Origin of the sequence: Vibrio sp. A1-1, assembly GCF_021728175.1 — a bacterium.
GTDB lineage: Bacteria > Pseudomonadota > Gammaproteobacteria > Enterobacterales > Vibrionaceae > Vibrio > Vibrio diabolicus.
In genome coordinates this window covers 22,296-34,921 of record NZ_JAKKCL010000020.1, presented here as the reverse complement: position 1 = coordinate 34,921, position 12,626 = coordinate 22,296, and the positions used below count along the sequence as shown (strand labels likewise).

The 12,626-nt window shown below is 45.3% G+C and carries 10 protein-coding genes and 2 pseudogenes; 5 read left to right on the top strand and 7 right to left on the bottom strand.

Features of this window, described 5'->3' with window-relative positions:
• From ilvD to ilvG, 4 genes are read right to left on the bottom strand one after another with little or no spacing between them, the layout of a single operon-like run.
• Positions 1–1,842 (bottom strand): dihydroxy-acid dehydratase, encoded by a 1,842-nt coding sequence (gene ilvD / locus L3V30_RS21345; protein ID WP_237309823.1) that lies wholly within the window; start codon positions 1,840–1,842, stop codon positions 1–3.
• 14 nt (positions 1,843–1,856) lie between these two features.
• Positions 1,857–2,795: a branched-chain-amino-acid transaminase gene (ilvE, locus tag L3V30_RS21340; protein ID WP_005378953.1), complete on the bottom strand. Its 939-nt coding sequence runs from the start codon at positions 2,793–2,795 to the stop codon at positions 1,857–1,859.
• A 12-nt stretch (positions 2,796–2,807) separates the two neighbouring features.
• Complete coding sequence (gene ilvM / locus L3V30_RS21335; RefSeq protein ID WP_005378958.1) at positions 2,808–3,092, bottom strand: acetolactate synthase 2 small subunit; 285 nt, start codon at positions 3,090–3,092, stop codon at positions 2,808–2,810.
• 11 nt (positions 3,093–3,103) lie between these two features.
• Complete coding sequence (gene ilvG / locus L3V30_RS21330; RefSeq protein ID WP_005394061.1) at positions 3,104–4,750, bottom strand: acetolactate synthase 2 catalytic subunit; 1,647 nt, start codon at positions 4,748–4,750, stop codon at positions 3,104–3,106.
• A 464-nt stretch (positions 4,751–5,214) separates the two neighbouring features.
• Between ilvG and L3V30_RS21325 the strand changes: the two are divergent.
• The 4 genes and pseudogenes from L3V30_RS21325 to L3V30_RS21310 all read left to right on the top strand — a co-directional run.
• A pseudogene (locus tag L3V30_RS21325) lies at positions 5,215–5,859 on the top strand (magnesium chelatase domain-containing protein); the annotation flags it as partial.
• An 86-nt stretch (positions 5,860–5,945) separates the two neighbouring features.
• Positions 5,946–6,317 carry a hypothetical protein gene (locus L3V30_RS21320; RefSeq protein ID WP_025635473.1) on the top strand — a complete coding sequence of 124 codons (372 nt, stop codon included), beginning with the start codon at positions 5,946–5,948 and terminating at the stop codon, positions 6,315–6,317.
• A gap of 148 nt (positions 6,318–6,465) precedes the next feature.
• Positions 6,466–7,047: a recombinase family protein gene (locus tag L3V30_RS21315; protein WP_025635471.1), complete on the top strand. Its 582-nt coding sequence runs from the start codon at positions 6,466–6,468 to the stop codon at positions 7,045–7,047.
• A 275-nt stretch (positions 7,048–7,322) separates the two neighbouring features.
• Complete coding sequence (locus L3V30_RS21310; RefSeq protein WP_065765529.1) at positions 7,323–8,231, top strand: hypothetical protein; 909 nt, start codon at positions 7,323–7,325, stop codon at positions 8,229–8,231.
• A 184-nt stretch (positions 8,232–8,415) separates the two neighbouring features.
• Here the strand turns inward: L3V30_RS21310 and L3V30_RS21305 are convergent, their stop codons facing one another.
• Together L3V30_RS21305 and L3V30_RS21300 are read right to left on the bottom strand one after the other, a co-directional pair.
• Entirely contained in the window at positions 8,416–8,895 is a 480-nt protein-coding gene (locus tag L3V30_RS21305; protein ID WP_025635014.1) for a hypothetical protein, read from the bottom strand.
• A gap of 129 nt (positions 8,896–9,024) precedes the next feature.
• The gene (locus L3V30_RS21300) at positions 9,025–10,572 is read right to left on the bottom strand and encodes a recombinase family protein (protein ID WP_025635015.1); all 1,548 of its coding nucleotides are present in this window, start codon (positions 10,570–10,572) and stop codon (positions 9,025–9,027) included.
• Positions 10,573–10,632: 60 nt separating this feature from the next.
• Here L3V30_RS21300 and L3V30_RS21295 point away from each other — a divergent pair.
• Positions 10,633–11,514 (top strand): annotated as a pseudogene (locus tag L3V30_RS21295) (YifB family Mg chelatase-like AAA ATPase); the annotation flags it as partial.
• Positions 11,515–11,571: 57 nt separating this feature from the next.
• Here L3V30_RS21295 and L3V30_RS21290 read toward each other — a convergent pair.
• Complete coding sequence (locus tag L3V30_RS21290; RefSeq protein WP_237309822.1) at positions 11,572–12,528, bottom strand: DUF2860 domain-containing protein; 957 nt, start codon at positions 12,526–12,528, stop codon at positions 11,572–11,574.
• Positions 12,529–12,626 lie beyond the last annotated feature (98 nt).

Below are 12,626 nucleotides of genomic sequence, written 5' to 3'. Positions count from 1 at the left end.
CTAGCCCTCTAGCTTCGACTTGTCTCGTACTGCACCCTTGTCAGCACTGGTTGCCATACTCGCGTACGCTTTGAGTGCAAAGGAAACTTCTCTTTGACGATCAACAGGTTTCCAGCCTAGTTCATCTTGTTTTGCACGGCGCTCAGCAAGTTCTTGTTCAGACACTTGGAGTGAAATTGAACGGTTTGGAATATCAATTGCGATCATATCGCCTTCTTTTACCAGACCAATTGCACCGCCGTTTGCTGCTTCAGGAGAGGCGTGGCCGATAGACAGACCTGATGTGCCGCCAGAGAAACGGCCGTCAGTCAGAAGTGCACACTCTTTGCCAAGGCCCATCGATTTTAGATAAGTGGTTGGGTAAAGCATTTCTTGCATGCCCGGACCACCTTTAGGGCCTTCGTAACGGATAACAACCACGTCGCCTGCTTTTACTTTGCCGCCTAAGATGCCTTCTACGGCGTCTTCTTGGCTTTCAAATACCACGGCTGGGCCAGTGAACTTATGAATGCTTTCATCAACACCAGCTGTCTTAACGATACAACCATCTAATGCGATGTTGCCTGATAGAACGGCTAGGCCACCTTCTTGGCTGAAGGCGTTGTCTTTCGCGCGAATACAACCTTCTGCACGGTCGTCATCAAGGCGATCCCAACGACAATCTTGCGAGAACGCTTGGGTGGTACGAATACCAGCCGGACCGGCACGGTAGAACTTAAGTACTTCTTCGTCTTCCGTTTGGATGATGTCGTATTTTGCCAACTGCTCTTTCATTGAAAGACCCAGTACGGTGCGAGCATCATTGTGCAGTAGACCAGCACGATCCAATTCACCAAGAATCGCCATTACGCCACCTGCGCGGTGTACGTCTTCCATGTGATATTTCTGGGTAGATGGTGCCACTTTACATAGGTGTGGTACTTGACGTGATAGGCGATCGATATCTTCCATATCGAAATCCACTTCACCTTCTTGCGCCGCGGCCAGTAGGTGCAGAATGGTGTTGGTTGAGCCACCCATGGCGATATCCAGTGCCATTGCATTTTCGAAGGCATCATAAGTTGCAATGTTGCGTGGCAACGCGGATTCGTCATCTTGCTCGTAGTAACGGCGAGTCAGTTCAACAATGCGTCTGCCCGCGTTAAGGAATAGTTGTTCACGATCAGCGTGAGTCGCCAGCATAGAACCGTTGCCCGGCTGAGAAAGACCCAGTGCTTCTGTTAGGCAGTTCATCGAGTTTGCCGTGAACATGCCTGAACACGATCCACAGGTTGGACATGCGCTGCGTTCGATCTGCTCGCTTTGCTCATCAGATACTTTTGGATCCGCGCCTTGGATCATTGCATCAACAAGGTCTAGTTTGATGATCTGATCAGAAAGCTTGGTTTTACCCGCTTCCATTGGGCCACCAGAAACAAAGATAACAGGGATGTTAAGACGCATAGATGCCATCAACATTCCTGGAGTGATTTTGTCACAGTTAGAGATACATACCATGGCATCGGCACAGTGCGCATTGACCATGTACTCTACAGAGTCTGCGATAAGTTCGCGTGAAGGCAGTGAGTACAGCATGCCGCCGTGACCCATTGCGATACCATCATCAACCGCGATGGTGTTGAATTCTTTTGCGATGCCGCCGGCTTTTTCGATTTCACGTGCGACAAGCTGACCCATGTCTTTAAGATGTACGTGACCCGGAACAAATTGAGTAAACGAGTTCACCACGGCGATGATTGGTTTACCGAAGTCTTCTTCTTTCACACCCGTTGCACGCCACAGCGCGCGTGCCCCCGCCATGTTACGACCATGTGTGGTGGTAGCTGATCTATATTTTGGCATTTCTTAAATCCTTCTTACTTCTGTTCTGGGTACACATAGTCTAACCAGCCCCACTTATCTTCCGTGGTGCCGTCAAATAGGCCAAAGTAGGCTGCTTGTAGTTCTTTAGTGATTGGGCCGCGTTTACCTGTGCCCACTTCAATTTTGTCGATGGTTGCCACAGGCACAATTTCAGCCGCAGTACCTGTCATGAAGACTTCATCGGCAAGGTAAAGGGCTTCACGAGCAATGTTCGCTTCACGCACTTCGTAGCCTTTATCGCGTGCAATCGTCATGATCGAGTCACGAGTGATGCCCGGTAGAATCGCGCTAGTTGCTGGTGGTGTGGTGATTACGCCATCTTTGATAACGAAGATGTTTTCACCGGCGCCTTCCGATAGGTAACCATCTACGCTTAGCGCAATACCTTCGTCGTAACCGTGACGACGCGCTTCACCACCAACCAGTAGTGAAGATAGGTAGTTACCGCCGGCCTTAGCTGCTGTCGGGATGGTGTTTGGTGCCGCGCGGTTCCAGCTTGAAATCATCGCATCCACGCCTTTCTCTAGCGCTTCTTCGCCTAAGTAAGAGCCCCAAGGGAATGCCGCAATGATTAGATCCATTTCAGTGCCAACTGGTGGGCACACGCCCAAACCAACATTACCGACAAAACCTAATGGACGAATGTAAGCGCTATCGAGTTTGTTTTGGCGCAGTGTTTCGCGGGTCGCTTCCATGATTTCTTCTACAGAAAAAGGGATCGGGAAACGGTAAATCTTGGCGGAATCTTTTAAACGTTGTGCATGCTCACGGTGACGGAAGACAATTGGGCCTTTTGGTGTGTTGTAACAGCGCACGCCTTCAAACACGGATGTACCATAGTGCATTGCGTGAGTCAGAACGTGAACGTTCGCCTCTGCCCATGGAACCATCTCACCATTAAACCAAATGAAATCTGCAGTTTTCGTTGCCATTTGTTGCCTTCCTTATGCACTTACGTGTTGTTGTAAGTTGTGATTTGGCAGTTCATCGTTGCGGATTTTTAGCACCTCAACCTTACGAACGTCCCACAACTTCTCTATTTGATTGATCAAAAACGAGATTGGTCGATCGCTGTCGACGATGATCTCGACGCTGGCTACTTTACTTTCATGGTTTTGCGTAGCAGCGACTTGTTTGATCACGAAGCCTCGGTGACGAATCACACGTAGAACGCGCTCCAACAGTACCGGTTTGTCATCGGCTTTGATGTCGAGTAAATATCTGTCCATGCGATTGTCTCCTATGTATTTTCCAACATATCACTGTTTGATGCGCCAGGTGGCACCAATGGCCACACGTTTTCTTCTTCATCAATCAAAACGTGAAGCATGTAAGAAGTTTCACTCGCTAGCATCTCTTTCAGCGCTGGCTCCACTTCTTCTTTCTTGGTGATGGTCTTGCCCGGGATATCGAACGCTTTTGCTAGCATCACGAAATCTGGGTTGTCATCAAGAATGGTTTCACTGTGGCGACCGTCGAAAAACAGCGATTGCCATTGGCGAACCATGCCAAGACGTTGGTTATTAAGAAGGACAATCTTCACTGGAATCTGACGACGCTTCAGCGTGCCCAATTCCTGCACGTTCATCATAAATGAACCGTCACCTGTAATAAGGATAGACTGATCATCAGGACGTGCGACTGCTGCACCCATCGCTGCTGGCAAGCCAAAGCCCATGGTTCCAAGGCCAGCAGAAGTGATGAAATTTTGTGGTTCGCGTGGCTGGATATGTTGCGCTGCCCACATCTGGTGCTGACCTACATCAGTCGAGACAATTGAGCTGTCTGGCATCATGTCTGACAGTTGTTTAAGCAATAGCGGTGCGTAGATTAACTCGCCCGGGTGGTCGTAACGCCACTTAAAGCCGCTGCGCAGACTTTCACTGTGATGAACCCACGGTGAGATATCTTGAGTCAGCTCTAGCTGAGGAAGAATGGTGTTGATGTCGCCACGTAATGGTGCGTTGGCGTGGCGCAGTTTATGAATCTCCGCAGCATCAATGTCGATGTGAATCACTTTCGCATTTGGTGCAAACGTGTCGAGCTTACCCGTCACACGGTCATCAAAACGCGCGCCAACCACAATCAATAGATCGGCTTCTTGAACCACTAGGTTAGCGGCTTTGGTGCCGTGCATGCCCAACATACCAAGATAGTGAGGGTCATGGCGTTCAATGGTACCGAGGCCTTTTAGTGTGCTAACTGCTGGCATTGGGTTTAAGCGAAGGAATTCGCGTACTGCATCGGTTGCTTTCGCGAGTTGCACGCCACCACCAACATACAACACTGGGCGAGTTGAGGCTGCCAGTACATCTTGTGCGCGCTTAATGTCTTCAGCGCTGACATCTTCGATTGCAGGCGCTACGTATGGAGGCAGTAGATCTGTTGGGGTTTGAGCCAGTTGAACGTCTTTGGCGATATCGACAATGACTGGACCCGGACGACCCGTTTTGGCCACTTCAAACGCTTCGGCTAGCGTTGGCGCTAGGTCTTCAATTTCGGTCACGAGATAGCTGTGCTTAGTACAGGCTAGGGACATTCCGATCACATCCATTTCTTGGAATGCATCGGTACCGATATGAGAGCTAGCAACCTGGCCTGTGATGGCAACTAGAGGTACGGAGTCAAGGAAAGCGTCGGCAAGGCCGGTAACAAGGTTAGTGGCCCCTGGGCCGGAAGTTGCCATGCATACGGCAACGTCTTGTGTGGAACGAGCCATACCGATGGCGGCCATGGCGGCCCCTTGCTCATGACGGCATAGGATGTGCTCCACCCCTCCGTCATACAAAGCATCGTAGATTGGCATGATGGCCCCGCCAGGGTAGCCAAAAACGGTTTCGATGCCTTGCTGTCTTAAAGCGGCTACGACAAGTTGTGCACCAGTCATCGTAAACCTCCTTTGCTACGTTGTGGCTCGTAGCGATTGCCATATTTATTGCACTTCATGTGCACTCCCATTCTTCCCGTTAAACTGTCCGAGGGTTAGACAGATGACAACTTGTAGTTGTAAAAAAACCCCCGGACTTTTCAGTGCGGGGGTTTTTTGTAATTTGTGGTTACCTTTCGCCCACAATACCCCGCGCGGTGCCAATAATGACCACGATAATCAGGGCTAGCAGTGCGTTGATATGAGCGAAAAGGTTCATCTGTCTGTCGTTCTTTTTTCGTTAAAAAATGTTGTGTAATGTTCTACGAAATTGTTTGCGTCATTAGTGGTATCACACAATTCCGCTGCATGACAAGCAAAAAGTCATTCTTTTTTCACATTAACTCTCAATTGGGACGCGGTATATAACATAACCAACTAGATAAAACATTTGTTTACAGAGTGTTCAATAAATTGAGGAACGTATGGGGCTGGCAATCATTCATAGTCGAGCAAGCGTCGGGGTGCAAGCGCCATCGGTTAGTGTAGAAGTTCATATTAGCAATGGTATGCCCGGGTTTACCTTGGTAGGGCTGCCAGAGACGACGGTAAAAGAGTCCAAAGATCGCGTTCGTAGCGCGATCATTAATTCTAATTTTCAATTTCCTGCTAAGCGGATCACCGTGAACTTGGCTCCAGCAGATCTACCTAAGGAGGGAGGGCGTTTTGATCTTCCTATTGCATTGGGAATTTTGGCCGCTTCGGAGCAAATCGCGACAGATAAGCTCAAAAACTACGAATTTGTTGGTGAGTTAGCGCTATCTGGTGGTCTGAGACCGGTAAAAGGTGTGCTGCCTGCTGCGCTGGAAGCCAGTAAGATTCAGCGTCATTTAGTGGTCCCACATGTGAATGGCGATCAAGCGGCGCTAGTGGGGAAGGAACAACATAAATCGGCTCAATCTCTACTGGAAGTATGTGCCGAGCTTTGTGGCCAACATCGGCTGAATCTTTTTCAAACGCCTAAGCGCAAAATAGTCGAAAAACATGGTCGAGACTTACAAGATATTATTGGCCAACAACAAGGTAAGCGCGCACTGGAGATTGCTGCCGCTGGAAACCACAACTTACTACTTTTAGAACCTAAAAGACCTATTAATGAATTCTTCAATATTGAACACTAATCTTAATGAGTTCTTGTTACTACGGAGAGTTAATAATGGTAATGAAACTAGTTGATATACAAGTTAAAGATTTACGCCAACCTATCACTTTAGACTATCTAACAAAGCGATATCCTGACTGCTTTGATGAAGAGCAGAGGTGGAAGTTGAACTATGACGAGCCTCTGGCAATCCACGCAGATGTAGAATTTGACGCTGAATACAACAGGAAAAGTTCAATGTCAGCAAAAGGTGACTGGAGAGGTATGGATGTAGCTAATGTTATGCGCTGGTTTTTAAATCAACTGGAGAAAACAGGATACCCAGTAGATAACCTTGTGGTCATTAGCTATACACAATATATAGAGCCAAACTCAAAGTACAAGCTGAGAATCGATGTGAAGACTTTTCACACGAAAGAACCATAAGCTCAAAAGAACACATAGGCTCAAAAACATTCGTTTTTAGACCACCTAAGATGAACTCAATCTGGATTGTTTTAAAAGTAGGGTGTTGATTGATTTAAGCCTAGCCTATAAAATAGCCCTACTTTTGAATCTTTAGGAGTAAGGCAAGGTGAGTTGCAGAACGTACTTCTACTGCCGTGTATCCAAAACTGAACAGACCACAGAAAACCAAGTGCAAGCTTTTAAAGACAGAGGCTATGAAGTCGATGAAGCATTTGTAGTGGAAGAGACTGTTTCAGGAGCCGTATGCGCAATGGAGCGTAAAGGCTTTAAGACGATGGTAGAGCATAAGCTAATGAAAGGAGACACATTAGTTGTCTTGAAGCTTGACCGTTTAGGGCGTGACAACATTGATGTGCAGCAGACAATAAAACTTCTGTGTGAGAAAGGGGTTAATGTTCATAGCCTAGACTTACCAACAAAAGACCTAACGACTTCTGAAGGTAAGCTTATGTTGAGAATGTTCACGGCTTTTGCTGAATTTGAGCGAGACCGAATCAGAGAAAGAACAATTGAAGGGCAGGCTAGAGCTAGATCCCAAGGAAAAACGATAGGACGCCCCGTTAAGGCTACACCTCAAAAAGTAGCTGAAATGCGTGCTCAAGGACTTTCTATTTCGAAAACAGCAGAAAAGCTTAATGTTTCTATTTCGACAGTTAAGAGGCTAACAGCAGAAGCTAAGAAGCTTTAGACCTCCTTGAGATTGCTTTGCTATAAAAAAAATGAAACAGCAAGCGCACATAAAAAATTCAATTAATTGTTTTGACCGTTATTTGGTTATTTTACACCCAGTAAATCAGCCAAAAGTAAAACACATTTTGTGTGTACGTAACTAGGCGGTGCAATCGAAGGAAAAACCATATAGTCCAACCCCTCCCCGCCTACCCATGATTATCAGGTGGTAGAGTGTTTGTGAGGTTCAATCATACTAACCAACCACAGATAGAGTTATACCAGCAGTAAACGATGATGAAACAGTGCACTTTAGAGCAAATTGACCCTAGACAGCTTGTTCTCGATGAAAGGTTTCAAAGCAGACAAACACAGTTAATAGCTAAAAGAGCAGACAGAGCAGCTTCAGAAAACAGTAGACAAAGGCAACTCAGAAACATTCTTACCAGTTTAGAGAACGGTAATGGCATTAGGGAACCAATAGAAGCCTATGATATTTACGGTGAGTTGTATGTAGTGAGCGGTTTCCACCGCACAGAGGCATGCCACAAGTTCCTTAAAGACAACCCAAGCCAAAACCTTTTAGTCCCCGTGAAGGTCTACCGAGGCTATACAGAAGCTGAAGCCTACTTGGATTCTCTTACCAAGAACTTGGAACACGGTACAGCCTTAGATCAGTCTGAGATATGGCAAAACAAGTTTAAGCAGTCTTTGATGCAAGGTGAGAACCTAAAGATACTTTCAAAGCGAAAAACCGCTAAGTTATTTGATTGCAGTGAAACCCAAGGATTACACATTGTGAACGCTCAGAATGCCTGTGTCGAGGTTGGTTTACCTAATGTGAAAGAGTGGTTGGGTGATTATCAAAAGGCAGCAGAAAAGCTTAGAAAAAAGCTATTAAAGAGATTTGAGCTAGCACCTGACGATTTCGATAAGGATGGATTTCCAATTATCAGCAGATTATCAAAAGCTTATAAAGGTGAGAAATTTGATGCTGATTTATCTGAAGAAGAGCTAGAGCAAAAAGAAATCATTTATCAAGAAAATACCCTCAAAGAGTTAATCCAAAGAAACCCTATGGCCTTTAGAAAGGCATTAAATACTTTAGATAAAAGAGCATTAGGAATTGTCGTAAAGCGTAGTTGGGATGAAAACGAGGTTATCCTAAAGTATGGTGAAGGTGATGGATACGAGAAATTCTAACGACTCATAGCGAAAACCTAGGAATAACAGCAGAAAAAACAAAAGAGGTCTTAGCGGTAGCCGCAAGCTAGTGTAAATCTTTGGTAAGACACTAGGGTGGTCACTTGTGACCGCTAAGATCTCTAGGTGGTCACCCTAGTGGTTGGCATAGAATGGGGTTTGTTTTTTTTTGTTTTAAATACAGTTATTTACATGCATCTAATACTTGTTTAATCGCTTTGGTAGAGCCTTTCAAAGAAAACTTTGCTTTGGAGGTGTCATAATCATAGCTAGTTAACTGAACTACTACACTTGACTTACCATCGAGAAGATCTCTAACGAACTTTGAGTTAGCATCATTCATATATACATAGCGTTTTGACGTAGAGTTCATGGTCATTTCTACAGGCTCATTTTTATCAACACGATACTTTACATTGTTAGGGATTCTCTTAGACCCAATGTATTTACCTGCGCCTACTTTTACTTCAAAAGATTTGCCGGGATAGCAACCCATATGGATGAAGCCATCCCTAAAACCAGCATCAGATAATACAGAAGCGAAAACTTTTGTTTCATCTGTAAAATCATCTTTAATCGTCTCTGAGGTCCACTGTGCTGCACAGGTATAGGAAGAAAGGGCAAATAACAAGCCACCAGTTAGAGTTTTAGATAGAATAGACATACTTAATTCCCAGATGATTAATAGTTACTTTTTTATTTAGGCAGTATTGAAAGTCTAAAGTTTATGAAACACATTGTCTACGCAACATTAGTGATAATCAACGAGACATCACATCAAGCTCTTTAATTGTTAACCCCAACGAGTATCAAAAGTAACACTGAAAGAGACTCCTGTATTACTCTGCCACAAGTTCTCTGACGGGATAAAAGTTAAGATAATATCTTCTCCAGTCTTTAGGTTTATCTCCAAACGCTCTTTATTTTTGTAGACCACGATGTTGGCAATATGTCTCTTCAGGTATTGGTGTAAACGCAGGCGTTCGAAGTTTTCATTAAGGCGTAGCGTTATCTCTTGTAAATCAACCTCATCATTTTCTACTGCCTTAGAACTTTGAAGCATCAATAGCTCATTCTTAACTATATCCATACGCTGCTCAGTTTTACGTATCGCTGCGCTAATGTACTTACTAGACCCATTTTCTTCTAAATCATTGATAAGGTTGTTTAGCTTCCTGTCTAGCTCAACAAGCTCACCCTCTAGCTGCATTTCTTTTTCGTGGTTATCTGCTTTGTTTGCAAATGTATGGAGAAGCTTTTGAAGAGCTATTAGAACAACCCACTGAACAGAATAATAACGATGACCTATATACTGACATCCAGCACCGTGTCTCGCTGTACTACAAACAAGGTAATAACCTCCTTTGTCTGAAGAGCCCTTGTTAACAAATTGCATCGAAGAACCACATTCACAAGAAACCATCCCTGATAGAATATTGCGTGTGTGACCTCTACGAATTGCTCCAGTCCCTCTAATTTTTCTACTTTGAGCCGCAGCCTTAGCTCTGAGCCATAAATCTTTTTCTATAATAGGAGGATAGTAGTTTTCAATGACTTCCCCTGTAGGAACTCTTTGACCAAGTTTGTCTGTAACATGTGGGATGTATTCGCCTAGAACAGCAGTATTATTGAGGAGCTTAGTCACATAAGAGAGGTGCCAGCGTTTAGCTCTTGAGCCTATAGGAGCAATCCCCTGCGAATTTAGCTTTCTTATTAAAGCAGACCGTCCATACCCATTTGCTGAAAGCTCAAAGATATAACGAACAACCACTGCTTTCTCATAGTTAATCTGTATTTTAGTTTTGTCTTCGTTGTATTCGAGCCATGCAGGTAGGTGAGTTCCCAGTGGCTTTAGATGAGCAACTGCTTGCTTTGCATGCCATACATCAGCTAGGCGTTTACTTTTCGCAGCCGATTCCTCATGTGCTCTGCTCATGATTACAAGTGAGATAATCAACTTTGTCATATCAAGTTGACCTCTTCTATATACCTGTTTATCCATGAGAGTTACGACGATGATACCAAGCTCGACAAGCTCCATGAGAAGGCGCATTGACTTTTCGACTGGTTGACGGCTCATACGGTCAAAGCTTTCTAGGAGTAACCAACTTCCTTCAGGAATAGTCCCTTCTTTAACCGCTTCTATAAACTGGGAAAGAGCCCCTTGTTCACTATTACGTCCTTTAAACCCACTAACACCCAAATCTTGAAAAGAAAGGCTCTGCAATTCTAGCCCGTTTTCCTCTGCGTACTTCCGAGCAGTTTCTAACTGTCTCTGTAAGCTACGACCTTCTATTTGCCCTTTAGTACTGAAACGAATGTAACTGTATGCTTTTGTCATTACTAAAAAACTAACTTATGTACTCCTAAAAATAACGTAGGTCTATTATACCCAAGATTCCTTTTCCTTGGCCCGCCAGGTACCGGGAAAACCATGTTGGCTTCGCGCTTGTGTGACTTATTACCGGAAATGAGTGACGAAGAAGCAATGGAAACCGCTTCGGTGGCATCGCTGACACAAAGTGAAATTAATGAGCATAATTGGAAGTCGCGTCCGTTTCGTTCGCCGCATCATTCAAGTTCAATGGCAGCATTAGTTGGCGGTGGCTCGGTACCCAGACCCGGGGAGATCTCTTTAGCCCACAACGGCTTGTTGTTTCTCGACGAAATGCCCGAATTTGACCGAAAGGTGCTGGACTCGTTACGCGAACCGCTCGAATCTGGTGAGATCATTATCTCTCGAGCGCAAGGTAAAACACGCTTTCCGGCTCGCTTCCAATTAGTTGGAGCATTGAACCCAAGTCCGACAGGATATTACGAAGGCAATCAAGCTCGCACCAATCCACAAGCTATTTTGCGTTACCTTGGTCGATTATCTGGACCACTGTTAGATCGCTTTGATATGTCTTTAGAAATCCCAGCTTTGCCCAAAGGAACATTAGCAGAAGGTGGTGATCGCGGTGAGCCGACCGCTATCGTTAAAGAACGTGTGAATCATGCGCGTACCAATATGTTGAACCGCAGCGGTAAGGTAAATGCACTGTTAGGCAGTCGAGAAATCGAGGCGTTTTGCCCCTTACACAAAAGTGATGCGGAGTTTCTTGAAACCGCTTTACATCGTTTGGGGCTTTCGATTCGCGCGTATCATCGCATTATCAAAGTGGCGCGAACAATCGCCGATCTTGATGGGGCGGAGCAGATTGAACGAGCGCACTTAGCCGAGGCGCTTGGGTATCGAGCGATGGACCGCTTACTGAAACAACTCACGGCGCAAGCGGTATAGAGACGTGCAAATATCACCGCAACAAGTGTTGTAAGTGCCTTGTTGCGATGAAGGACGTTAGAAGGTGTAGTTGAGACCAAGAGACAACAGGTACTCTTTTTCATCATAGAACGTGATATTTGAGTCCGTTTGGCTGTAGCCGGCTAAAGAAATGAACGACCAGTTTTGCCAGTCAAATACGTTTTGATATTCATAGGCTGCAAATAGGCTGACGGTGTCGTCATTTCGTATTTTAGCAAAAGTTTGGCTAGCGGCTTGATAGTCTTTCCATGCATAACCTGCGGTGAGGGCCAACCGATGGCGGTTGATAAATTTAAACCAACTGATGTCAAACCCGTACGAATCAAATGATTCCGCCTTACCGTCGGCATCTTGATTAATGTAGGTAAACGCCGGTTGCAACATGGATGTTTGATTAAGTGAAATCCGATAGTCACCTTTAACGTAGTAAAGGCTCGCATCGCGAGCGAGTGAACGGTCCGTTACTTCTTCTTGCTCAATGTCTTTATCAGCATAAGCGAGATCAAGGTTGAAGTTTTTATCAATCAATCCCTTGATTTGAAAGCGATAGGCATTGCCGTCCACATCCGTTTCTTGACGGGCGATTCCGACTTGATATGGGTTACGCCAAGTTTCGCTTTTGAGCACGGTCGGTAGATAGGAAATATCGAGCACGGTGCCGGATGGCAACTCGTGTTGATAGCCCAGCTGAAAAGCGAGTGTACCTACCGCGACATCTGAGCGTGTGGTACCGGCGTAAACTTGGTGGTTAAGTCGGCTACCAAAGGTGTATGTCACACTCCCTAGCGGTGCAGCGATAACAGAACTGTCACTATCGGCACGCTTATCGAGAGAATCGATGGTGTTACTATTTTCCGTATTGAAGTTGGATTCTGATGATACAAATCCGGCATTCAGCGAAATTTCACCGCCAAAACCTGCGGTTTCAGCGAGTTGAGCCTGAGCAGAACTGACGACAAAGGCCAAAGGCAAGAGAATTAGCCTTGGTTTCATTCGTTATCTCCTTATTGTCGAATGAGTGGTGCAAATATTGGTTGAGGTAACAAATCTGACCATTCCCACGCATATTCCAATGTGGCAAAGGCGCAGTA

What these genes read in the sequence shown, in the direction of transcription:
- L3V30_RS21310 (WP_065765529.1), top strand. Translation starts at nt 7,323, where the DNA reads ATGATGAAACAGTGCACTTTAGAGCAAATTGACCCTAGACAGCTTGTT.
- L3V30_RS21290 (WP_237309822.1), bottom strand. Translation starts at nt 12,528, where the DNA reads ATGAAACCAAGGCTAATTCTCTTGCCTTTGGCCTTTGTCGTCAGTTCT.
- L3V30_RS21305 (WP_025635014.1), bottom strand. Translation starts at nt 8,895, where the DNA reads ATGTCTATTCTATCTAAAACTCTAACTGGTGGCTTGTTATTTGCCCTT.
- ilvE (WP_005378953.1), bottom strand. Translation starts at nt 2,795, where the DNA reads ATGGCAACGAAAACTGCAGATTTCATTTGGTTTAATGGTGAGATGGTT.
- L3V30_RS21300 (WP_025635015.1), bottom strand. Translation starts at nt 10,572, where the DNA reads ATGACAAAAGCATACAGTTACATTCGTTTCAGTACTAAAGGGCAAATA.
- ilvD (WP_237309823.1), bottom strand. Translation starts at nt 1,842, where the DNA reads ATGCCAAAATATAGATCAGCTACCACCACACATGGTCGTAACATGGCG.
- ilvG (WP_005394061.1), bottom strand. Translation starts at nt 4,750, where the DNA reads ATGACTGGTGCACAACTTGTCGTAGCCGCTTTAAGACAGCAAGGCATC.
- L3V30_RS21320 (WP_025635473.1), top strand. Translation starts at nt 5,946, where the DNA reads ATGGTAATGAAACTAGTTGATATACAAGTTAAAGATTTACGCCAACCT.
- ilvM (WP_005378958.1), bottom strand. Translation starts at nt 3,092, where the DNA reads ATGGACAGATATTTACTCGACATCAAAGCCGATGACAAACCGGTACTG.